The organism is Ruegeria sp. D3, from assembly GCF_056534465.1.
Window position 1 is genome coordinate 376,168 of the sequence record NZ_JBQFPK010000001.1, and the last position, 21,129, is coordinate 397,296.

Annotated in this window: 20 protein-coding genes and 1 pseudogene; 8 read left to right on the forward strand and 13 right to left on the reverse strand. The window is 57.7% G+C overall.

Annotation, left to right across the window (positions count from 1 at the left end):
* Positions 1–2: 2 nt before the first annotated feature.
* Positions 3–611 (reverse strand): peroxidase-related enzyme, encoded by a 609-nt coding sequence (locus tag ACR0DX_RS01885; RefSeq protein WP_170354638.1) that lies wholly within the window; start codon positions 609–611, stop codon positions 3–5.
* Between the two features lie 91 nt (positions 612–702).
* Positions 703–1,515, reverse strand: coding sequence for a class I SAM-dependent methyltransferase (locus ACR0DX_RS01890; protein ID WP_170354639.1), 813 nt, complete (start codon positions 1,513–1,515; stop codon positions 703–705).
* A gap of 172 nt (positions 1,516–1,687) precedes the next feature.
* Between ACR0DX_RS01890 and parE the strand changes: the two genes are divergently transcribed.
* The 3 genes from parE (at position 1,688) to ACR0DX_RS01905 (ending at position 5,092) form a co-directional block, all read left to right on the forward strand.
* A complete protein-coding gene (gene parE, locus ACR0DX_RS01895; protein WP_170354640.1) occupies positions 1,688–3,646 on the forward strand; it encodes a DNA topoisomerase IV subunit B in 1,959 nt (652 codons plus the stop codon).
* A 9-nt stretch (positions 3,647–3,655) separates the two neighbouring features.
* Positions 3,656–4,633, forward strand: coding sequence for an MrcB family domain-containing protein (locus ACR0DX_RS01900; protein WP_170354641.1), 978 nt, complete (start codon positions 3,656–3,658; stop codon positions 4,631–4,633).
* 177 nt (positions 4,634–4,810) lie between these two features.
* Positions 4,811–5,092 (forward strand): hypothetical protein, encoded by a 282-nt coding sequence (locus ACR0DX_RS01905; protein WP_170354642.1) that lies wholly within the window; start codon positions 4,811–4,813, stop codon positions 5,090–5,092.
* Here the strand turns inward: ACR0DX_RS01905 and ACR0DX_RS01910 are convergent.
* The 9 genes from ACR0DX_RS01910 to ACR0DX_RS01950 all read right to left on the reverse strand — a co-directional run bounded on the left by ACR0DX_RS01910 (position 5,082) and on the right by ACR0DX_RS01950 (position 15,527).
* Positions 5,082–5,861 (reverse strand): alpha/beta fold hydrolase, encoded by a 780-nt coding sequence (locus tag ACR0DX_RS01910; protein WP_170354643.1) that lies wholly within the window; start codon positions 5,859–5,861, stop codon positions 5,082–5,084. The two genes, ACR0DX_RS01905 and ACR0DX_RS01910, sit on opposite strands and share 11 nt — an antisense overlap.
* 58 nt (positions 5,862–5,919) lie before the next feature.
* Positions 5,920–7,065 (reverse strand): iron-containing alcohol dehydrogenase, encoded by a 1,146-nt coding sequence (locus ACR0DX_RS01915; protein ID WP_170354644.1) that lies wholly within the window; start codon positions 7,063–7,065, stop codon positions 5,920–5,922.
* Positions 7,062–8,444 (reverse strand): aldehyde dehydrogenase family protein, encoded by a 1,383-nt coding sequence (locus ACR0DX_RS01920; RefSeq protein WP_170354645.1) that lies wholly within the window; start codon positions 8,442–8,444, stop codon positions 7,062–7,064. Before ACR0DX_RS01920 ends, ACR0DX_RS01915 begins: the two co-directional genes overlap by 4 nt.
* A gap of 92 nt (positions 8,445–8,536) precedes the next feature.
* Positions 8,537–9,898, reverse strand: coding sequence for a glutamine synthetase family protein (locus ACR0DX_RS01925; protein WP_170354646.1), 1,362 nt, complete (start codon positions 9,896–9,898; stop codon positions 8,537–8,539).
* A 56-nt stretch (positions 9,899–9,954) separates the two neighbouring features.
* A complete protein-coding gene (locus ACR0DX_RS01930) occupies positions 9,955–11,640 on the reverse strand; it encodes a Na/Pi cotransporter family protein (protein ID WP_170354647.1) in 1,686 nt (561 codons plus the stop codon).
* 148 nt (positions 11,641–11,788) lie between these two features.
* Positions 11,789–12,823, reverse strand: coding sequence for a TRAP transporter substrate-binding protein (locus ACR0DX_RS01935; RefSeq protein ID WP_170354648.1), 1,035 nt, complete (start codon positions 12,821–12,823; stop codon positions 11,789–11,791).
* Positions 12,824–12,874: 51 nt separating this feature from the next.
* Positions 12,875–14,194 (reverse strand): TRAP transporter large permease, encoded by a 1,320-nt coding sequence (locus ACR0DX_RS01940; protein ID WP_170354649.1) that lies wholly within the window; start codon positions 14,192–14,194, stop codon positions 12,875–12,877.
* On the reverse strand, positions 14,191–14,775 hold the full coding sequence (locus ACR0DX_RS01945) for a TRAP transporter small permease subunit (RefSeq protein ID WP_170354650.1): 585 nt from the start codon (positions 14,773–14,775) through the stop codon (positions 14,191–14,193). Before ACR0DX_RS01945 ends, ACR0DX_RS01940 begins: the two co-directional genes overlap by 4 nt.
* The gene (locus ACR0DX_RS01950; RefSeq protein WP_480845002.1) at positions 14,772–15,527 is read right to left on the reverse strand and encodes an N-formylglutamate amidohydrolase; all 756 of its coding nucleotides are present in this window, start codon (positions 15,525–15,527) and stop codon (positions 14,772–14,774) included. Before ACR0DX_RS01950 ends, ACR0DX_RS01945 begins: the two co-directional genes overlap by 4 nt.
* 155 nt (positions 15,528–15,682) lie before the next feature.
* On the opposite strand from ACR0DX_RS01950, the gene ACR0DX_RS01955 reads away from it, so the two are divergent.
* Entirely contained in the window at positions 15,683–16,552 is an 870-nt protein-coding gene (locus ACR0DX_RS01955; RefSeq protein WP_170354651.1) for a MurR/RpiR family transcriptional regulator, read from the forward strand.
* A 76-nt stretch (positions 16,553–16,628) separates the two neighbouring features.
* A pseudogene (locus tag ACR0DX_RS01960) lies at positions 16,629–17,384 on the forward strand (hypothetical protein); the annotation flags it as partial.
* Between the two features lie 7 nt (positions 17,385–17,391).
* Here ACR0DX_RS01960 and ACR0DX_RS01965 read toward each other — a convergent pair.
* Positions 17,392–18,066, reverse strand: a complete 675-nt coding sequence (locus ACR0DX_RS01965) for a TIGR04283 family arsenosugar biosynthesis glycosyltransferase (RefSeq protein WP_170354652.1) — start codon at positions 18,064–18,066, stop codon at positions 17,392–17,394.
* A 73-nt stretch (positions 18,067–18,139) separates the two neighbouring features.
* Between ACR0DX_RS01965 and ygfZ the strand changes: the two genes are divergently transcribed.
* A complete protein-coding gene (gene ygfZ, locus ACR0DX_RS01970) occupies positions 18,140–18,877 on the forward strand; it encodes a CAF17-like 4Fe-4S cluster assembly/insertion protein YgfZ (RefSeq protein ID WP_170354653.1) in 738 nt (245 codons plus the stop codon).
* Between the two features lie 105 nt (positions 18,878–18,982).
* A complete protein-coding gene (locus tag ACR0DX_RS01975) occupies positions 18,983–19,927 on the forward strand; it encodes an ABC transporter transmembrane domain-containing protein (protein WP_170354654.1) in 945 nt (314 codons plus the stop codon).
* Between the two features lie 51 nt (positions 19,928–19,978).
* Here the strand turns inward: ACR0DX_RS01975 and efp are convergent, their stop codons facing one another.
* A complete protein-coding gene (gene efp / locus ACR0DX_RS01980) occupies positions 19,979–20,542 on the reverse strand; it encodes an elongation factor P (protein ID WP_170354655.1) in 564 nt (187 codons plus the stop codon).
* Positions 20,543–20,760: 218 nt separating this feature from the next.
* Here efp and ACR0DX_RS01985 point away from each other — a divergent pair, with 218 nt between their 5' ends.
* Positions 20,761–21,081 (forward strand): DUF6280 family protein, encoded by a 321-nt coding sequence (locus ACR0DX_RS01985; RefSeq protein ID WP_108785849.1) that lies wholly within the window; start codon positions 20,761–20,763, stop codon positions 21,079–21,081.
* Positions 21,082–21,129 lie beyond the last annotated feature (48 nt).

A 21,129-nucleotide genomic window follows, 5' to 3' on the forward strand; every position in this document is an offset into this window, starting at 1 on the left:
GCCTAGCGATGCCCCCAATCCGCCGGGTCCTCGGAGTTGTTGGGCGATAGTCCCAAAACATCCCCATCGGTGTCGCACCCCAGCCCCAGAACAGTGCGGTTGGCATACGAGAAATAGGCGCAGACCTGATTAATCTCGAGTATCTGGCCGTCATCCCACCCCGCCGCGCGTAACGCGTCGATATCTGCTTCTGTCATATCCGCCGGTGCCTGAGTCAACATGCGCGCATAATGCATCCCCGCGACCTGCGCGGCATCCAAAGGGGCGGTATCTGGCGCTTTGGCCTCAATCGCTGCACGAATAGCTTCTGCGCGTGCAGGATCGTCCAGCAAACGCTGTAGACCACTGAAGTGATGCTCGACACAGTATCCACAACGATTCAACGAACTGACCCAGACGCCCAGAACCTCGAGAAACCATTTCGGAATGGTGTTGGCCGAATGGTGCAACACGTTTTTGTACAACGCCATGTGGCCTTCCATCGAATGCGGGCGCAGGGAATGCACCATCATGATGTTGTCAACGTTGTTCCCCGGCCCGGTGACCCGTTCATACAGTTTCTTCAATCGACCTGTTGCCTGCTCGAAGGGCACCGTCTTGATCCAACTCATTCCACTTCCTTACGATTTTGGTCGCGTCAATCACAGATTGAGTTGTTACCGGCGATGCCCCAGGAGGCAAGCTTCGATTTCAAAGGTGGGGTTAATCCATTTGTCCGACAAAAGTCGTGGCCGACAAGGGCATCACCATATCCTCTGACCCAAAACGCTGATCCAATGCCTTTGCCATTTCCACCGCGACCTCCTCGGGATCGGCACCGCCCCGCTCTTTTATTTCGTCCACCAAAGGGTTTCCGAACACCAAAGCGCGCGAGAATGCCGCGGGATCCAGGATCTTTTTACTCAACCGTTTCGTCTGGAATGTCACATTGTGCCAACCGGCGGCGGACAAGTCAGCCAATACGGCCTGCGGGTCTCCGTAGTGAAACGGAACTTGGTAAAAGCCCGGAGGGTCGTCCGGGAAGACCTGCGCAACAACGTCCTGAGCCATCTGCGAAACCGGGTTTTCAGCCATAGAACTCCAGACATTAAAAACGTAACGCCCTTGGGGTTTCAGCACTCTCGCGGCCTCACGGAACGAGGCGACTTTGTCGGGAAAAAACATCACGCCAAACTGACACACCATCAAATCGAACTTTGGTGTTTCGAATGGCAGTTCCATCGCGTTGACAACGTCAAAACGAACGTTTTCCGAGCTAGAAAACTTAGTCTTGGCAACATCCAACATCGGCGCGTTCAAATCAGTGACCAGCAAGTTTGCTGCTGCAGGCAACTGATCTCGGAGCATTCTGCTGACTATGCCGGTTCCGGCTGCAAGTTCGACCACTTCGCTAGCGGGTTCGCTGCAACATGTCTCGACCAAGTGTTGTGCGTAATCGACGAAAATATTTGGTCCAAGACCAGTGTCATAATATGTCGGAATGTCACCAATAAACTCTGCGGAATTTGCCGTCATCCAATTGCCCCTAGTTGATAGAAAATACAAACTGCCCCCATCTTAGTCGAAAACAGGCCATATGCGAAAACCCGCGTGATCCTCGCATTTTTCTACAACACTTCGCGCCCCTCTTCCCCCGGACCACATCACCTGCCATAATGGATAAAACTCAAAAACAAGAGCAGCACCGATGCCCGACGATCTGTTGACGCCTGAAGCGACTTCCACCTATGACGCCTCCTCGATCGAGGTGCTTGAAGGGCTGGAACCCGTTCGCAAACGCCCCGGCATGTATATCGGCGGCACGGATGAGCGCGCGCTGCATCACATGGTGGCCGAAATCCTCGACAACTCGATGGACGAGGCGGTTGCCGGTCACGCCAACCGGATCGAGGTCGAGCTGCACGCAGATTACGCGCTGACCGTGCGCGACAACGGGCGCGGTATCCCAATTGATCCGCATCCGAAATTCCCGGACAAGTCCGCGCTTGAGGTCATTCTGTGTACCCTGCACGCGGGTGGTAAATTCTCGGGCAAGGCCTATCAGACCTCGGGCGGTCTGCATGGGGTTGGTGCCTCGGTGGTGAACGCCCTGTCGGACTCGATGGTCGTACAGGTGGCGCGGGACAAGACGCTGTTCGAACAACGCTTCTCGCGCGGTATCCCCTTGGGACCGGTCGAGAAAATCGGCGCGGCTCCCAACCGGCGCGGCACCACCGTGACATTCCACGCCGATGCGGAAATCTTTGGCCACCACAAGTTCAAACCGGCGCGGTTGTTCAAATCCATCCGCTCCAAAGCCTACCTATTCTCAGGCGTGGAAATCCGCTGGAAATCCGCCATCGACGACGGCGAAACCCCGACCGAGGCCACGTTCCATTTCCCCGGCGGCCTGTCTGATTACCTCAAGGAGACGATGAACGGCTCGTCCACCTATGCCGAGCAGCCCTTCGCAGGCACCGTGGACTTCACCGAGAAGTTCGGGACACCGGGCAAGGTCGAATGGGCGATCAACTGGACACCTTCGCGCGATGGGTTCATCCAATCCTACTGTAACACCGTCCCCACCCCCGAAGGCGGCACACACGTGGCGGGATTCTGGGCCGCGATCCTCAAGGGGATCAAGGCTTATGGTGAGCTGATCAACAACAAGAAAGCCGCGCAGATCACCCGCGAAGACCTGATCACCGGCGGCTGCGCGCTGGTGTCCTGCTTTATCCGCGAGCCAGAATTCGTCGGCCAGACCAAAGACCGTCTGGCCACGGTCGAGGCCCAGCGACTGGTTGAGAATTCGGTCCGCGACCATTTCGATAACTGGCTGGCCGCGGACACGAAATCTGCCGGCGCGATCCTCGACTTTGTGATACTCCGAGCCGAGGAACGTCTGCGCCGACGAGCCGAGAAAGAGACACAACGTAAATCCGCCACTAAAAAACTTCGTCTTCCCGGCAAGCTGGTGGACTGTAGTAGTTCAACACGGGACGGCACCGAATTATTCATTGTCGAGGGCGACTCGGCCGGTGGCTCGGCCAAAATGGGGCGTGACCGCAAAACGCAGGCCCTGCTGCCCCTGCGCGGCAAAATCCTGAACGTGCTGGGCGCGGCCAGTTCGAAACTGGGCACCAATGCCGAGATCAACGATCTGACCCAAGCGCTGGGTGTGGGCCTTGGCACCAAGTTCAACGTCGACGACCTACGCTATGACAAGGTCATCATCATGACCGACGCGGATGTGGACGGCGCGCATATTGCGTCCTTGCTGATGACGTTCTTCTTCACCCAGATGCGGCCCATGATCGACGCGGGCCACCTGTATCTGGCCTGCCCGCCTCTGTATCGCCTGACCCAAGGCGCCAAGCGCGTCTATTGTCTGGACGAGGCCGAGCGCGACGAATGGCTTGAGAAGGGTCTGGGCGGCAAGGGCAAGATCGACGTCTCACGTTTCAAAGGTCTGGGCGAAATGGACGCCAAGGACCTGAAAGAGACCACGATGGACCCGGCCTCGCGCAAACTGATCCGCGTTACGATTGACGAGGACGAACCCGGCGAGACCGGCGATCTGGTCGAGCGTCTGATGGGTAAGAAACCCGAACTGCGGTTCCAATATATTCAGGAGAACGCGCGGTTCGTGGAGGAGTTGGATGTTTGAGTAACCTAAATGCTTCATGAGTATTTGTCGCGACTTGCGCGTGACTACGTATTTGAACGGTCAAAAAATTTTTCAGGAAGTGAATTCGGAAACTTCGTTCGACACGACATTGCAATAGAAGCCAAAAAGCGACTTTTGTTTCTGCCATACGAAGTCGAGGTAAAGGCGAGCGTCGGCCAATCTCGTTGGGCGGCGGTACCTTGGCTAGCATTCTTTGATCCACTCATTACGGACACTGCGACACGTGGGTTTTATGTCGTTTACTTGATTAATGCACAAACTGAAGAGATCGTGCTTTCGCTAAATCAGGGCACAACAGAGGTTTACCGAGAATTCGGAGAAAACGATAAAGGGCGGAAAATTCTGGCTCGTCGAGCTGTCGACTTGACGGAGCGGGTTCCTGAGTTTTCCGAAAAATTTTCTGCTGACCCCATTGATCTCGGTTCGAGCGAAAATCTTCCAACAGGATATGTTGCGGGGCATGCGTTCGGAAGAGTCTATCAGGCAGATGCAATTGATCCCCAGCAATTCTATGAAGATCTTGAAGTGATGTTAGCGGCTTACAAGGCTCTTGTAGACCGAGGAGGCAGAACGCCTTTCGACACCATGATGGAGGAAGCTGGAACTACAGATATCCTTGAAACTAGGAGATACATTCTTTCAAGGCGAATTGAGCGCGCAAAAAACGTAAGAGTGCGCGTATTGGAGCGTCGCGGGCTGAAATGCGAAGGATGCGGTTTAGAGCCAATTGAGCATTATCGCTGCGAAGGTCCAATTAAGAACATTCCGCTGGATGTGCACCATACAAAGCCCATCAGAGAGCTGTCAGAAGGTGAGACGCGCAGGTATCAAATTCCAGAGGACTTCCTAGTGCTTTGTCCGACTTGTCATCGAATGATACACAAACAAAAGGATGAAGCCGATATTGATTTACTCAAGCGCAGCGTTAGCTTTTTCCATTCCAAGAAAATCCCTCGGCAGTTCTAAAAGTTCACAAGAGTAGGGCGTCGGGTGCAAGCTAACAATACTATAGTAATACGCCCCCTTGCCTAACCCGTTGATCTCGTTCACACTTACCCTCAACCCGTCATTCAAGAACGACATTTGAGGTTCCCGAGCGTCCACGACCCATCTGACCAACTGATTTATCAACGGGAGGACGACATGAAGACAGTAACCCTTGGGCTGGCGCTGGCCCTGCTGGCCAGCCAAGTGACCGCGCAGCAAACCCTGACCACCGCATCCCCGATCCCTGACGGGGCTGAAACCCGGTTTTGCTATTACGCAGGCATGGCCTATTCACAGGACGCTTTTGTCGTGATCTTCGGCGACAATACTGTGACCGACACGATCAGTACCCGTGAAGAGCACCTACTGCGCTGTGTCAAGAACGACGACGGCTCACTCAGCTGGAAACCCCAAAGCAGCTTTCAGATCAGTCGGTGACACCCGGCGTCTGATCCAGCCAATCCGCGATCTGTCCGGCCGGTCCTTCCCAGCCGGGCTCCATAAACAGAAAATGCGCGTGGTTCTCGGCGGGTAGAAAGGTTGCGCGGTCGCCGTAGAGTTTCGCCAACGCGCGGCAGGTGTTGGGGTTCACGGCCCGGTCCTCGGTGCCGGAAACGATCAGGACGGGACAGTCGACCTTGTCGATATCCACCTTCATCGCGTGGTGGTCGTCGAACATCCAAAAGAACATCTCGAACATCACTCGCCCGCTTTCGGGGCCGAGTTGGTCGAACACCTCATGCTGCTGCGCTTCGGGCATTTTATTCAGCGCAAAGGGCGCCATCAGGTCGAAATCAACCCGCATGGGCTGTTTCCAGAACGCCCCGCCCTCCATCAACGCACGCGGCACGGCGCGCTCATCATCGGTTTCAGGCAACGTCCCCCAGGCAGCGTTCGGGTTGATCAGAACAATGGCGCTGGCCAGCCCGCGAGACGCCACCTGCTGCGCCACAACCCCCGCGATGGCGTGGCCGAGCAGCACTGGCTTGCTGTCCAGCCCCTGCACGAACGCGGCTATGTCGTCGGCGTAGTCCATAACGCTGGCGTCGGTCAGGCCGGGATCGGGCTCGGCCTTTGGGTCTCCGCCGTGATAGCGCAGCGCGGGGGTGTGAACCGTCCAACCGCGCGCGCGCAAGAAACCCGCGTAATCCTCCATACACCACGGCCCGGCAAAGGCCCCGTGGATCAGAACAATCTCTTTGGTCATGAAAATCTCCCTCACCTGCACACAGTATGCGAGGTGAGGGAGCGGGTCTGCAACCCTGTTACAGCGCGGCTTTGAACAGCGCGGTCAGGTTGTCTTCGGTCAGCTCAATCGGGTTGCCGCCACAGGACGGGTCGGTGATCGCACCTTTGACCAGTTCAGGGATCGATGCTTCGGTCACGCCCAGATCGGACAGTTTGCGCGGGATGGCAAAGCTGTCGTTGAATTCCTGCACGAAGGTTCGGAAGCCGTCAAAACCGCCCTCGATGCCCAAATAGGCCGCGGCCTGCTGGAACCGGTCCGCGATGGCGGGCGAGTTGAAGTCAAGAACCGCAGGCATACAGACCGCGTTTGTGGTGCCGTGGTGGGTGTTGAACACCGCGCCAATCGGGTGGCTCATGGCATGGATCGCGCCGAGGCCCTTTTGGAACGCCGTCGCCCCCATCGCCGCCGCGCTCATCATCTGGGCCCGGGCTTCGATATCAGTGCCATCGGCATAGGCGCGCGGCAGGTAGTCCTTGACCAGCCGCATCCCCTCCAGCGCGATACCCTGCGACATGGGGTGATAATGCGGGCTGCTGAACGCCTCAACACAATGGGCGAACGCGTCCAGACCCGTGCCTGCGGTGATGAACTTGGGCATCCCGACGGTCAGTTCGGGGTCGCAGATCACGACCGCAGGCAGAACCTTGGGATGGAAGATGATCTTCTTGGCGTGCGTTTCCGAGTTGGTGATGACGCTGGCGCGCCCCACCTCGGACCCTGTCCCGGCGGTGGTGGGCACGGCGATGATCGGTGCGATGGCGTCAGCATCGGCGCGAGTCCACCAGTCGCCGATATCCTCAAAATCCCACACAGGGCGGGTCTGGCCGCACATAAAGGCAACCATCTTGCCAAGATCCAGCCCCGAACCGCCACCAAAGGCAATCACCCCGTCGTGACCGCCCGCATTATAGGCGGCAACCCCGGCTTCGAGGTTCTTTTCATTGGGGTTCGGGTCCACATCGCTGAACAGCCCTCGTCCCAGCCCAGCAGCCTCGAGGATATCCAGCGTGGCGGTGGTGATCGGCAGATCGGCCAACCCCTTGTCGGTCACCAGCAAAGGGCGTTTCATCCCGGCAGCCGCGCAGGCCTCGGGCAATTCCTTGATCCGGCCAGCGCCGAATTTGATCGCGGTCGGGTAAGACCAGTTTCCAACAAGGCTCATGATGTCACCTTTTTCAGATGGTAGGATTTGGGACGTGTGAGGTTGTGATAGCCGATGACCGACAATCCGCCCCCGCGCCCGGTATTCTTGCAGCCGGTCCAGCACAGGCCCGGGTCCAGGTAATCTGCGCGGTTCATGAACACGGTACCGGTTTCGATCTGGTCCCCCACCCGCGCCGCACGATCCACATCGCGGGTCCAGAGGCTGGCAGTCAGGCCAAATTCGCTGTCATTCATCAGCGCGATGGCTTCTTCGTCCGAGGACACTTTAATTATGCCCACAACCGGGCCAAAGCTCTCATCCCGCATCACGCGCATGTCATGGCTGACATTGGTCAGGATCTGCGGCGTCAGGTAGGCACCGCCATCGTCCTCGGCGAAGGTCTCGATATGAGCGACGGCACCTGCCGCGACCGCCTCAGAAATCTGCGCGCGTACCTCATCAGCAAAACGAACATTGGCCATCGGCCCGATCGTCGTCTCCTCGTCCAGCGGGTTGCCCAGCTTATAGCCCCTTACGACCTCTACCGCCTTGGCGACGAAATCGTCATAAAGGCTCTCATGCACATAAATCCGCTCAATACCACAGCAACACTGGCCCGAGTTGAACATGGCCCCGTCGATCAGCGTATCGACCGCCGCATCCAGATCGGCATCCTCCATGACATAACCCGGATCCTTGCCACCCAGTTCGGTGCCAACGCCGGTAAAGGTGCCCGCCGCCGCGCGCTCCATCGCCTGCCCGCCACCGACCGAGCCGGTAAAGTTCACGAAATCAAACGCCTTGCCCGCGATCAGATCATTGGTCACGTCATGGCTGAGGAACACGTTCTGGAACACATCTGCGGGCACACCCGCCGCATGGAACGCCTGCGCCATACGCTCACCCACCAGCAAGGTCTGCGTGGCGTGTTTCAACACCACCGCATTGCCCGCGATCAGCGCAGGCGCAACCGTGTTGATCGCCGTCATGTAGGGGTAATTCCAGGGTGCCACCACAAACACGACCCCGTGCGGGATGCGCTTGATATAGCGTTTAAAGGTCTCATCCTCACCCACGGCGATATCGGCCAGAGCGTCTGAGGCAATTTCGGCCATATGACTCGCGCGCTCATTGAACCCGCCAAACTCACCGCCATAGCGCACCGGTCGGCCCATCATATGCGCAAGCTCTGGCACGATCTCATCATTCATCGCGCCCACTGCAGCCACACCTGCCATCACAAGATCAACCCGCTCCTGCAATGGCCGCGCTGCCCATTCCGCCTGCGCGGTACGTGCCCGCGCGGCGACCTCAAATGCCGCCTCAGCCGACAGCACTTCACGCTCTGCATAAACCGATCCATCAATCGGCGAGACACATTTCAACATCTGCCCCATCTTCACTCCATTTCCGAAAGAAACAGGATCCCTGCTTCATCTGGCCAAAAATACCTCGGGGAGCGCGAGGGGCTGGCCCCTCGCTTCCACCTCTAAGCCCGCTCAAACCCGCGCGCGATTTCCCAATCGGTCACCACACGCTCGAACTCTTCAATCTCGACTTCTGCCGCGCGGGCGTAGTGATCGACCACGTCATCCCCCAGGGCCGCGCGCAACATGGCCGACCCATGCAACGCATCACGCGCCGCACCCAGATTGCCAGGGATCATGCCCGTTTCCCCCTGGTAGACGTCGCCCTGTGTCGGAGGCTGCAATTCCAGCGCTTCCTCGATCCCGGCAATCCCAGCAGCCAGCATCCCCGCCATCGCCAAATAGGGGTTCATGTCCGAGCCCGGAATCCGGCACTCCACCCGAACTGCCTTGGTGCCATCCCCGCACAGACGGAAGCCCGCCGTGCGGTTGTCCACCGACCAGATGATCCGCGTTGGCGCAAACGTGCCCTTCATGAACCGCTTGTAGCTGTTGATATAGGGGGCCATGAAATAGGTGTAATCAGCGGCGTATTTCAGCAAACCCGCCATATAGCTTTTCATAATACCCGACATCCCGAGCGGATCTTTTTCATCGAAAAAGGCTGGCACCCCATCCGCCCAAAGCGACTGATGCACGTGGGACGAGCTACCGACTTTCTCATGATGCCATTTCGGAAGGAATGTCGCGGCATGGCCATGCTGCCACGCGATCTCTTTCACTGCGTTCTTGGCAATCGAGTGATACTCGGCCGTCTCCATCGCGAGGGCGTATTTGATGTTCAGCTCTTCCTGCCCGGTCTCAGCCTCACCTTTGGAGTTCTCGACCGGAATCCCCGCGTTCCACAGATGATTGCGGATCGGGCGCATCACATGCTCTTCCTTGGTGGTCTGCAGGATGTGATAGTCTTCGTTATAGCCCGATATCGGCTCCAGATCGCGAAACCCTTCCTTGCGGATCTGGTCAAAGCTCTTCTCGAACAGGAAAAACTCCAGCTCGGTAGCGCACATGGCGTCATAGCCCATGGCCTTCAGCCGGTTCACCTGCTTTTTCAGGATGGACCGAGGTGCGTGGGGTACTTCCTCATGCGTGTGGTGATCCAGCACATCGCACATAACCATGGCGGTGCCTTCAAGCCACGGAATCGGGCGCAGAGTGCTCAGGTCGGGCTTCATCACATAATCGCCGTAGCCGCGCTCCCAACTGGTTGCGGCATAGCCATCGGGTGTCGCCATCTCAAGATCGGTTGCCAGCAGGTAGTTGCAGCAATGGGTTTCTTCCCACGCACCGGCCACGAAATGCCCCGCGTGGAACCGCTTGCCCATCAGACGCCCCTGCATGTCGACCATGCAGACCAGCACGGTATCGACCTCACCGGCTTCGACCTTGGTTTTCAGGTCGTTCAAACGTGCTTCATTGCCCATCCCGTTCATCCTTTGTCACTTTCCGGGACTGTTGTCCCAAGCTCTTGCCCTCGGCCTTAGTCCTCGACCGTTTCGTTATCCATTTCCATCACCAGACGTGTCTCCAGAACCTGCCCGCTTTGGTAGAGGATCGGATAGGCGATGGCGGCGATATGCCCGTGCAGGTCGCGCATGGCGCGCAACGTCTCAAGATGCAGATCGCTTGAGGCAAAGCTTTCGGTCTGCCCCCTCTCAAGCCGCTTCAAATGCGCCTTTCGGCTGTTCCGCGACAGGCGCTTAACCTCGGCTTTGTCCAGCACCAGACGCCGGGCGCAATCCATGTCATCCACCAGCAGCACATGACGAGCCAGAGAGAAACTGGCCAGCACCGCCGCGTGCAAATCCTTGAGTTCTTTCCAGCCCTGTGCCGAAAAATCGGTGCGTTCGGTGTGTTTGATCTGCGCGGTTCGGGTCATGCGGTTCGACACCACGTCGCCCGCCGCCTCAAGCCGGATCGCGTATTCGACCAGGCCGCGCGCCGCCTTGATCTGCGCTTTGTTCATGTTCTGGCGCGGCAGTCGGGCAACAAAGCGTCGGATTTCGGTCAGCTGCGCGTTCACCCTCTCATCCTGCTGCCACAGGGCCGAGATCGCATCGCTGTCATCCTGCTCATAGATATCCAGAACCGGGCGGAACATGCGCTCAACCTGTGTGACCATCTGCAACAGCTCATGCCGGACCGAGGACATCGCAACATTCGCCCCCGAAGCGCTGGGATCATTCAGTGGGCTAAGCGCGTCCGAGAAGTGGTCCATCGCGTGCGCCTTAACCTCGGGCTCGGGCAGCAGCAGCGCCATCGGTCGCTCCATCCAGTTCACGAACCCTGTGGCCAGCACAAAAACGGCGAGGTTGAATCCGATATGAGCCAGGATCAACGACTGCCCTGCCCCCGCGACCATCAACGTCTGATGCGTGCCGGTCACGTTGACCACAATCAGCATCACCAGCGCCGCGCTGCCGCGTAGCAGAAGGTTGGCCAGTGGAATACGACGCGCGGAAACCGTCAAGTCACGGGTCAGCCAGATCGGAATAAAGGCCGAGCCCAGATTGGCCCCAAGAACCAGCGACAGCCCGGCAGCAAAAGGGATAGCTCCGATCTGAACCAGTGTCACGCACATCAGGATCGTCGCAACCGAACTGTGCATGATAAAGGCCAGTACCGCGCCCACGATAAAGGCGCTGAAATAGTCGCTTTCCAGATAGCCCGCGATGGCGGGCAAAAAGGCGCTCTCGCGGATCGGATCAACCGCATCGCGCAAGAACTGCAATGAAACCAGAATGAACGCGATGCCCAGAACAATGCGCCCGATCAGCCGCACATTGGCGCGGTCGGACTTGAGGTACAGCCACCCGCCCAGCGCCAGCAGCACGGGCTGCAGCCAGCCCAGATCATAAGACAGAACCTGAATGACAAGCGCTGCACCCAGATCCGCGCCCAGCACCCCGGCCAATGCAAGGCCAAAGCTGACCATGCCTGCCGCCGCAAAACCGGTCAGCAAAACTGTAACCGCAGCCGAGCTTTGCAGGATCGTTGCCAGAACCATGCCGGCCCCACCGGCAACAAACGTGTTGGAATGACGCGTCAACAGCGACTGGAACAATGCGCCAAAACGTCTTTCGATGCCCGTACGGACCAGCCGCACCGCAAACAGCAGCAACATGGTCGCCGCAAAAATCTCGATCAGGAACCCAGCTATCGCCATTGGCCTATACCCCCCTCGCCCGGTTCACGCCAAAGCGCGACCAGCGTGTTCTTGTCTGTATCAGAGGCAAGCCTAGCATCGGAGGTCGGGGGTCCAGAGGTCCAATACCGGCACGCGACCGAGGCCGCGCGCCGAAATTGTATGGAATTTAGCCGTAGCGATAAGGCCGTCCGGCCTTGAGCATGTCGGCGTTATACTGCTTGAATATCTCGACAACCTTGGCCTTGGTTTCGGATTCAGCCGCGATCTCATCCCAGAAGGCAACGGCAGCCTCTTCGACCTGCGCCCATTCTTCATCGGGGATCGTGGTCAGCTGCATCTTGTCGCCATTGACACGCAGGCTGGCCTCGCCACCCCAATACCACCACTGACGATAGTAGTGCGACTGGTCACAGCAAACGCGGAACAGGATCTGCAGGTCTTCGGGCAGCTCGTTCCAGCGGTCCATATTGGCAAAGAACGACCCGGCCCATGCACCTGAGATATTGTTAGTCAGGAAATAGTTGGTCACATCGGCCCAACCCACGGTGTAATCCTCGGTGATGCCCGACCACGCGATGCCGTCCAACTCGCCGGTTTGCACTGCGACCTCGATGTCTTCCCACGGCAGAGTGACTGGCACAACACCGAACTGCGACAGGAAGCGGCCCGCTGTCGGGAAGGTGAAGACGCGCTTGCCCTGCAGGTCGGCCAGGCTGTTGATCGGATCTTTGGTGGCAAAGTGGCACGGATCCCAAGCACCCGCGCTGATGTGCTTGACGCCGACCTTGGAATATTCCTCATCCCAGATCTCGTTCAAGCCGTATTGGTTGAACAGCACCGGCACGTCCAGCGAGTAGCGCGAGGCAAATGGGAAATAGCCGCCGAACACGGTCACATCGGTGGGCGACGCCATCGAGTCGTCATCTGACTGAACCGCATCAATCGTGCCCTTCTGCATGGCGCGGAACAGTTCTCCGGTGGGAACCAGCTGATCAGCATAGAACAGCTCGATCTGCATCCGGTCACCAGCGATCTTGTTGAACATCTCGATCGCGGGGTCGATCACATGAGCAGCAAGCGCAGGACCGGCATAGGTTTGCATCCGCCATGTGATCGTGCTTTGCGCCAATGCCGGCGCGGCCAGAGGGGCAGCGGCAACGCCGACCCCGGCTGTTTTCAGAAACTTACGTCTTGTTGTCATGTCATTTCCTCTCTGTTGCAGGTTTGCGTGCCTCTTGAGCGGGCATTCTTGTTAATTTCCGTAGACATATCCGGGCAGCCACAGGGCCAGTTCCGGGAAGATCATGATTATCGTCAGCGCCAGCACCATCACCGCCACAAACGGGAAGATCGAGCGATAGATGTCGCGCAGCGTGATCTCGGGCGGGGCCATCGCGCGCATCAGGAACAGGTTATAGCCGAAGGGCGGCGTCATATAGGCGATCTGGGTGGTGATCGTATAAAGCACCCCGTACCAGATCAGGTCAAATCCGAGCACGCCCACCAAAGGCACATAGAGCGGCGCCACGATGACCAGCATTGCTGTGTCGTCCAGAAACGTACCCATGACGATAAAGCTGAGCTGCATCAGGATCAGGATCACCCAGGGCGACAGGCCAAGCTGTTCGGTGAACAGGTTGTCGATGGCTTTCACCGCACCCAGCCCGTCGAACACCGCGCCAAAGCCAAGAGCCGCAAGGATGATCCACATAAACATGCACGAAATCGCCAGTGTCTGCTTGGTGCAGTCTTCGAAAATCTTCCACGTCATGCGGCGTTTCACGACTGACACCACCAGCGCCGTCAGCGCCCCGATGGCCGAGCTTTCCACCAGCGAGGTCCAGCCATTCACAAAGGGCACCATCATAGCGGCAAAGATGATCAGCGGCAGTGCGCCCGCGCCTAGCAGCCGCAGCTTTTCCGCGCGTGGCACTTCATGGGCGTCTTTCATCGCGGGGCCAAGCTCGGGCTGAATGCGACAACGGATCCAGATATAGAGGATGAACATACCCGCCATCAGCAGCCCCGGCACGATCCCCGCCAGCCACAGTTGCCCCACCGGTTGCCGCGCAATCATCGCATAGAGAACCAGCACGACCGAGGGCGGTACAAGGATGCCCAGACTGGACCCCGCCTGAATGACACCCGTGACCATCGTCTTGTCATAGCCCCGCCGTAGCAGTTCCGGCAGCGCAATGGTCGCGCCAATGGCCATCCCCGCGACGCTCAGCCCGTTCATGGCCGATACCAGCACCATCAGGCCAATCGTGCCAATCGCGAGCCCGCCATTCACCGGACCCATCCAGACATGGAACATCCGATACAGATCATCGGCCAGACGGCTTTCTGACAACACATAGCCCATGAAGATGAACATCGGCAGCGTCAGCAGCGGATACCATTTCATCAGCTTCATCGCGGCCGAGAACGTGATGTCCTGCCCGCCTGTGCCCCACAGGGCCAGCGCCGCAACAGTGGCGACCGCCCCAATCGCGCCAAACACACGCTGACCTGTGAACAGCATCAGCATCATCGACGCGAACATGAAAATGGCGATGTATTCCTGGCTCATGCTCGAGCGACCCCGATTTCCTGCCCGTTGATCCGGGCTATGTCTTTGAAGAATTCCGAAATTGCCTGCAGCAGCATCAGGAAGAAGCCCAGCACCATGATCGCCTTGATAGGCCAGATGTAAGGCCGCCATGCGGTGGAAGAGCGTTCCAGCCGCCCGATCTCTTCACTGCCGGTCAACAGACCAGTGAAGTACGAGATCGGAGAATCCCCCCAATATCCAAGGCTATAGGCGGTGGACCCCAGCCCGCCGTAAAACAGCACGCCCAAATACAGGATCAACAGCAGAACGGTGAAGGCGTCGAACCACGCTTTTTTCTTGTGGCTCCAGTTGTGATAGAACAGGTCCATCCGCACGTTCGAGCCCAGCTGGATCGAGTACGGCCCGCCCATAATGTAATAGGTCACCATGGCAAACTGCGCCATTTCCAAAGTCCATAGCGATGGCAGGAAGAAGGTTTTCGAGATCGACGACCACAGCAGGATGCCCATCATAACGAACAGACCCCACATCATCACCCGTCCGATCCTGTAATTGACCGCGTCAACAACACGGACATATACGCGCATGGCCCGGATCATTCTGCCGCCCTTTCTTCAAACCCCGAAAGGGTTCGCGATATCCAAGCAACAAGGCAGCCCGCGACCGCATTTTGCTGCTCGGTCGTGCGGATCAGATCGTTTCGAACCTCGATCATCACGTTCAGCAAACCATTCGGCAAAGCCTGCGCATCCAGAGTGTGTGCAACACCATCAGCCGCCGAGTATGGCTCGTTCAACATGGTAACATAAGGGTTTTCAACCGCCTTATGCGCCATCATCGCTGCTGCAAACCGGTCATCGGCACCGTGCAGGATACCCAGTTCGACCTGTCGGCGCTTGCCCAAATAGACCGGAGTGAAACTGTGGACCGTCACCATCAGCTCAAGCGTTCCCCGGTGCTGCAGGATCAGCTTGGAGAGGGCTTGGCGAAAAGGTTCGTAGACGCCCTCAATCCGCGCCTGCCGTTGATCCTGCGTCATCCGAGTATTTGCGGGTATGTCGATATCTTCACTGCGCGACGGCATAGCGCCTTTTGCCTCGGGCGGCCGGTTGCAATCATAGACCAACCGCGACACACCACCATGTACCAGCGGTGCAGCCATTTGCACCGACATCCGCTTGGCCACCGCCAAAGCTCCGGGATCCCATGCGATGTGGCTTTCACGTGCCTCAGCATTTAGCCCCATATCCCCCAGAAACGCCGGGATCCGGTTCGACGCGTGCTCGCAGACAAGAACGACCTTTGGCGCACCGTCTGCCATATCCGTGTGAACGACTGTTCCGAAATCCAACCTACTGCCCTGCGATTCCCAAAATCCTCATTGCGGAAAAATTTCCACACAGTCCGATCACCTGTCAATAATTTTCCTGTATAATTTTCTCCACACTTGATCTTGATGAAAAATTACTCACATTATGCCTTTGTCGCATAAAGGAGGATCGTTCAGTGCGGGTGACGGACAGGCTGCTGGCCCATCGGGACAAGATGACGCCTTCGGAACGGCAACTGGTCAGTGTTCTGCTGGATGACTATCCAATGGCCGGGCTGGGCAGCATTACCGAACTGGCCAGCACCGCCTCGGTTTCGACCACCACAGTTGCGCGGATGTTGCAAAAGACCGGGTTTGACGGCTATCCGCAATTTCAGGCCGCCCTGCGGGGCGAAGTGAAAGAGATGATCTCGGGGCCCATCGCCAAGCGCGACGTCTGGCAAAACGACTTGCCCGAGGAACACATACTCAACCGCTACTCCCAGCAATCCCTCGCCAATCAAAAGCGCACGATTGATGAGGTTGACCCGGAAGAATTCGATAGTTTTTGCAACCTGTTATCTGATCCCGATCGGCGCATTTTCATCACTGGGGGGCGCATCACGGGTACAATGGCGCAGTACCTGTACCTGCATTTGCAAATGATCCGTCCCGACGTCCGAATGCTACCGGTGGCTGCGTCATGGACCCATGATCTGCTGGATGTGCGCAAAGATGATGTCCTGATCGCGCTGGACGTGCGACGGTATGAAAACTCGACCATGCTTATCGGGCAGCTCTGCCAGGAACGCGAGGCCGAGATTGTGCTGTTCACAGACCAGTGGCGTTCCCCCATTCACCGGCTGGCCAAACATACCTTTGCCGCACGGATCGCGGTGCCGTCCGCTTGGGATTCGATGGCGTCGATCCTGACACTGATGGAATGCGCCATCGCCGAGGTTCAGGAACGCCTTTGGGACTCAGTCAAGAACCGCACCGACGAGCTTGAGGCCGCCTTTGACCGCACCAAGCTGTTCCGTAAATTCGGCCAAAGCTCGAGTTCTTAACATCTGAAATTGCTATAATTTACAACTGCCCGTGATCAGTGTTGCCACTTCGGGGCCGTGCGTTCACTTTATGGGCATGAGCTTTATCGCCGACAACCAACTGCCGCTTCTGATCCTGTTCTTTCTGGTCGGACTCGTGGGCACCGGGTTTCTGTTCCGCAAACCTGCGGGGCATCGGGCGTGGAAACTGGCCGATCTGGTCTGGGTCGTGTTGGGCGGTATCGGTGCGTTGGTTGCCGTTTTGGCCGGTCTTTACACCGCCGACAGTTCTCGGCTGGACCGGCAGATCGACGTAGCCTATGCCGCAACCCTGGCCTTTGACCGAGACGCTGCCCGCTTTCGCCTGCGGTTTTGCGACCCGGCCTATGATGATGACATTGGTGTTCTGTGCGAAAAGGTGGAGTTCCTATCAGCCTCAACCGCCAGCAACGCTGACCTGCCCCTGTTTATCGCCGTGACCAACGAAGTCGCGCCGCTGCAAGGGTTGCACTTCCTATTCGGACGTCAGGCAAAAGACGATATGGACGACGCACGCGCGATGGCCGCAAAGGCCAACGCTTTCGACATTGACCAGTTTCTTGTCTTTACGACCGTAGACGACAAGACCCAGATTGCCATCGACAACATGCGCCGCAAGGTGCCCGCGATTGCCGGTGACTATCTGATCCTTGCCCGAAGCTATGAGGATCTGATTGCGCAAGTCGGGAAGTTGAAAGACGAATGGGAATACCTGCAGGCCAACGCACATATCCTGGTGCTGCAGATTATCGCTTTGTGCCTTGTCAGCTTCGCCGCCCCGTTCCGATTGGGCAAGTCGATCGTAGAATTGCGCACTGCCTTCAGCGCCGATACGCCCGCGCCAGTTTTGCAGGATCTGCCCCCAGAAAATACCGCAACAGAGTCCACAGATTCCGCGCCCCTCGGCGCATCCACCCCGCCTTCTGGTATCGATCCGCGCTCGTAAACGCACGAGAAGGCAATAACGCGACGCCCCGCACCCGGCGCATAAGTGCAACGTCTTCCATGAGGGGTTGATCCGGAAACCCTCCGGCCTGTTCATAAGTCCGTCGCGGGATCAGCAACCCCTGATCCCCATAGGGTAACCCCAACACCCGGCTGCGCAGATTGGCCCATCCAGCAACCCAACCGGGCGCAAATCCCACAGCGCGAAACGCCAGTCGGAAAACCGCTGGCTTGCCTGATCGAAGGTGATCGCCGACAGCTTTGGTCCAACCATCCTCGAGAACCGTGTCGGCATGCAGAACCAGCAGCCACTCGCCTCTCGCCTGTTTGCACCCGCGACGCAACTGCCCGCCACGCGACGCGGCGCCGGTGACGATCTCGGCCCCGGCCTCATCCGCAATCTCCAGAGTTTGGTCGGTGGATCCGCCATCCGTAACGATCAATTCGCGGATCAGCCCGGTGTGCAGTCCTTCCATCAATGCCTGAAGGGTCGCAGGCAAGGTCTCAGCCGCGTTCAAAGTCGGAATGACAATCGAGATCGGTGCTGGCACGTGGATTACCCTCTGGTCTTGTCGGCGCGAACTCCTATATCACGGGACCGAGGGAAAGCACGAGGATACCCCCATGCCCAATCGCCGCATCCTGCGCCTAAGCGGCGCAGACACTGACAGTTTTCTGCAAGGGCTGGTGACAAATGACATCGGCGGGCTTGAGGATGGCCTGGTCTATGCTGCGCTTTTGACTCCGCAAGGCAAATATCTTGCCGATTTCTTCCTCAAACGCGAGGACGATGCTGTTCTGCTGGATGTGGCCGAGATTTTGGCCGAAGGGCTGGTCAAACGTCTTGGGATGTACAAGCTGCGTGCAGACGTCACCATCGAGGAAAGTGGGCTGAACTTGCAGCGAGGCACCGGCCCGGCACCACAAGGTGCCTTACCTGATCCGCGTCACGTTGACATGGGCTGGCGGGCCTACACCGCAGCTCCCGAAAGTGATGATGGCTCCGATTGGGATGACATCCGCGTTCGCCATTGCATCCCGGAAACAGGAATCGAACTGACGTCGGACAGCTATATCCTTGAATCCGGGTTCGAACTGCTGAACGGTGTCGATTTCAAGAAAGGCTGCTATGTCGGGCAAGAGGTTACAGCTCGGATGAAGCACAAAACCGAGCTGCGTAAGGGACTGCGCCGCGTGACGGTAGATGGAAGCGCCCCGGTCGGGACTGAAATCTTTGCAAACGGCAAGCCAGTGGGAACCTTGTTCACCCAATCTGGCGGTGCCGGAATTGCCTATCTGCGACTGGATCGCGCCACAGGGGATATGCAGGCCGATCTGGCCAACGTTGGTCTAAGCGATTGAATTGTTGCGCAAGCGGCACGGCTGAACTGCGGCACAGCGCGTATAGATTGCACCCCCTACCCTGGCCCTGTCACAATACGGGCAGGTCACAAGACGGGTGCGGGCATGTTCAAACTATATAGGGCAATCTGGCGTGCCAGTGCCGGACGGCAGATCATCCTTATCATTCTTTCGATCGCCGTGGCCGCTTTGGCGGCTGTACCGCTTGAATTTCAGCGCGACATTATCAATCACCTTACAACCGACGATGTGCAGGCTGACCGCCTGTTATGGCTAGGGGCCGGTATGATGGCGGTCATTCTTCTAAGCCTCGGCCTGAAATGGGTTCTGGGTTATCGCGCCGGAACACTGGGCGAAGACATGGTCCGCCTGATCCGCCAACGGCTGTTGTTGCGTTCGGCCGATCTGAATGAAACCGGCGAAGATGTACGTAAGGGCACCATGACCACCGCCATTTCCGCCGAGGCCGAAGAGCTTGGCAAATTCGCAGGTGGTGCCTTTTCTGACCCCGTCGTGCAGATCGGGACGTTGATCAGCGTGATCGGCTATATCTCATCGACGCAACCGGGACTGGGGCTGATCGCGTTCTCGATGATCGTTCCGCAGATCGTCATCGTGCTGGTTTCACAGCGCAAGGTGAACGTCTTTGTCGCCGAACGAGTCCGCATCCTGCGCAATGCGACCGACCGACTGACCACTGAGCAGATCGAGGAAACCTCGCGCGAGATCGAGACTGAATTCGATTCAATCTATGAAACCCGGCGCAAAATGTTCATCTGGAAACTATCCGCCAAATTCCTGCTGAGCGTCATCAATGGCGCAGGTACTGTTGGCATATTGATGCTGGGTGGCTGGCTGGTCCTAGAAGGCCGCACAGATGTTGGCACTGTGGTCGCTGCGACAAGCGGGTTGGCCCGGATACAGGGACCGACCGCGTTTCTGATCGCCTTCTACCGACAGGTCAGCGCCAACCGCATCAAGTACGAGCTGATGTTGGAACTGTTCGGCTCCAACCCCGAGCAATACCGCCGCATCAAGCGCCGCACATAAAAAAGGCCGCGTATCGTTGCTGACGCGGCCTCTTGGTGATTTCAACGCGGATCAGGCGCGTTCGGAATATTCCATGGTTTCAGTGTTCACCACGATCATCTCATCCTGACCAACAAAGGGGGGAACCATGACCTTGATGCCATTGTCCAGAATGGCCGGCTTGAACGAGTTCGCCGCGGTCTGACCTTTTACGACCGGTTCGGTTTCAACGATCTTGCAGGTCACCTTTTGGGGCAACGAGGCGTTCAGCGCCTCGGATTCGTAGAACTCGACCACAATTGTCATGCCGTCCTGCAGAAAAGGGCGACGCTCACCCAACAGGTCCGATGGCAGTTCGATCTGCTCATAGGTCTCGGAGTCCATGAACACCAGCATCCCGTCGGATTCGTAGAGGAACTGCTGATCCTTCTGTTCCAGCCGCACCCGCTCCACCTTGTCCGCCGAGCGGAACCGTTCGTTCAGTTTCGACCCATTGCGCAGGTTGCGCAGTTCGACCTGAGCAAAAGCGCCGCCTTTTCCGGGCTTTACGTGATCAACTTTGACAGCGGCCCAAAGACCGTCATTATGCTCAAGCACATTGCCGGGGCGAATTTCGTTCCCATTTATCTTGGGCATGACATAAATCCTTCACAAACGGTTGATGCGTCAGTTGCGCTTCCTATATCTGGCGTGGCAACACGTGGCAAGACAACGAAACCTTGTGTTGCAGGCGCAGCGAGCCATGCAGATGACGCAACGCAACTATGCATATTAGCTGTATCCGAATCACACTTTATCGGTCATAAGGACCGTCACGCCGAAAATGCAAGAGCAAGAACAACAAGGAAGACGAGATGAGAGATTTCGTTGACGGCACCGCCTTTAACAACGAACAAGGCAACCGTGCGCGCAAACTTTTTGCAGCCGTTGTGTTGGCTGCGCTGGATGATGCTATTGCCGATGACAAGAAATATGGCAATGGCCCCGAACAAATTGCCCGCTGGGCACGTTCGCGCGACGGCCGCGAAGTGCTGTCCTGCGCCGGTATCGACCCGAACGAACGGGTTGTGAGCGGCTTAATGGATTTCGTTGGTCGTGGTGTGCGCACCTCGGTTGCACTGTCGCGTGAAGAAAGCGAACGCCGTAACGCTGCTCAGCAGGCCGAAGCCGCCTGACCTAAGCCGCTGTTTCCAAGAAAAAGCGCGCTCGTGCATTGCAGAGCG

What these genes read in the sequence shown, in the direction of transcription:
- ACR0DX_RS01885 (WP_170354638.1), bottom strand. Translation starts at nt 611, where the DNA reads ATGAGTTGGATCAAGACGGTGCCCTTCGAGCAGGCAACAGGTCGATTG.
- ACR0DX_RS01890 (WP_170354639.1), bottom strand. Translation starts at nt 1,515, where the DNA reads ATGACGGCAAATTCCGCAGAGTTTATTGGTGACATTCCGACATATTAT.
- parE (WP_170354640.1), top strand. Translation starts at nt 1,688, where the DNA reads ATGCCCGACGATCTGTTGACGCCTGAAGCGACTTCCACCTATGACGCC.
- ACR0DX_RS01900 (WP_170354641.1), top strand. Translation starts at nt 3,656, where the DNA reads ATGCTTCATGAGTATTTGTCGCGACTTGCGCGTGACTACGTATTTGAA.
- ACR0DX_RS01905 (WP_170354642.1), top strand. Translation starts at nt 4,811, where the DNA reads ATGAAGACAGTAACCCTTGGGCTGGCGCTGGCCCTGCTGGCCAGCCAA.
- ACR0DX_RS01910 (WP_170354643.1), bottom strand. Translation starts at nt 5,861, where the DNA reads ATGACCAAAGAGATTGTTCTGATCCACGGGGCCTTTGCCGGGCCGTGG.
- ACR0DX_RS01915 (WP_170354644.1), bottom strand. Translation starts at nt 7,065, where the DNA reads ATGAGCCTTGTTGGAAACTGGTCTTACCCGACCGCGATCAAATTCGGC.
- ACR0DX_RS01920 (WP_170354645.1), bottom strand. Translation starts at nt 8,444, where the DNA reads ATGGGGCAGATGTTGAAATGTGTCTCGCCGATTGATGGATCGGTTTAT.
- ACR0DX_RS01925 (WP_170354646.1), bottom strand. Translation starts at nt 9,898, where the DNA reads ATGGGCAATGAAGCACGTTTGAACGACCTGAAAACCAAGGTCGAAGCC.
- ACR0DX_RS01930 (WP_170354647.1), bottom strand. Translation starts at nt 11,640, where the DNA reads ATGGCGATAGCTGGGTTCCTGATCGAGATTTTTGCGGCGACCATGTTG.
- ACR0DX_RS01935 (WP_170354648.1), bottom strand. Translation starts at nt 12,823, where the DNA reads ATGACAACAAGACGTAAGTTTCTGAAAACAGCCGGGGTCGGCGTTGCC.
- ACR0DX_RS01940 (WP_170354649.1), bottom strand. Translation starts at nt 14,194, where the DNA reads ATGAGCCAGGAATACATCGCCATTTTCATGTTCGCGTCGATGATGCTG.
- ACR0DX_RS01945 (WP_170354650.1), bottom strand. Translation starts at nt 14,775, where the DNA reads ATGATCCGGGCCATGCGCGTATATGTCCGTGTTGTTGACGCGGTCAAT.
- ygfZ (WP_170354653.1), top strand. Translation starts at nt 18,140, where the DNA reads ATGCCCAATCGCCGCATCCTGCGCCTAAGCGGCGCAGACACTGACAGT.
- ACR0DX_RS01975 (WP_170354654.1), top strand. Translation starts at nt 18,983, where the DNA reads ATGTTCAAACTATATAGGGCAATCTGGCGTGCCAGTGCCGGACGGCAG.
- efp (WP_170354655.1), bottom strand. Translation starts at nt 20,542, where the DNA reads ATGCCCAAGATAAATGGGAACGAAATTCGCCCCGGCAATGTGCTTGAG.
- ACR0DX_RS01985 (WP_108785849.1), top strand. Translation starts at nt 20,761, where the DNA reads ATGAGAGATTTCGTTGACGGCACCGCCTTTAACAACGAACAAGGCAAC.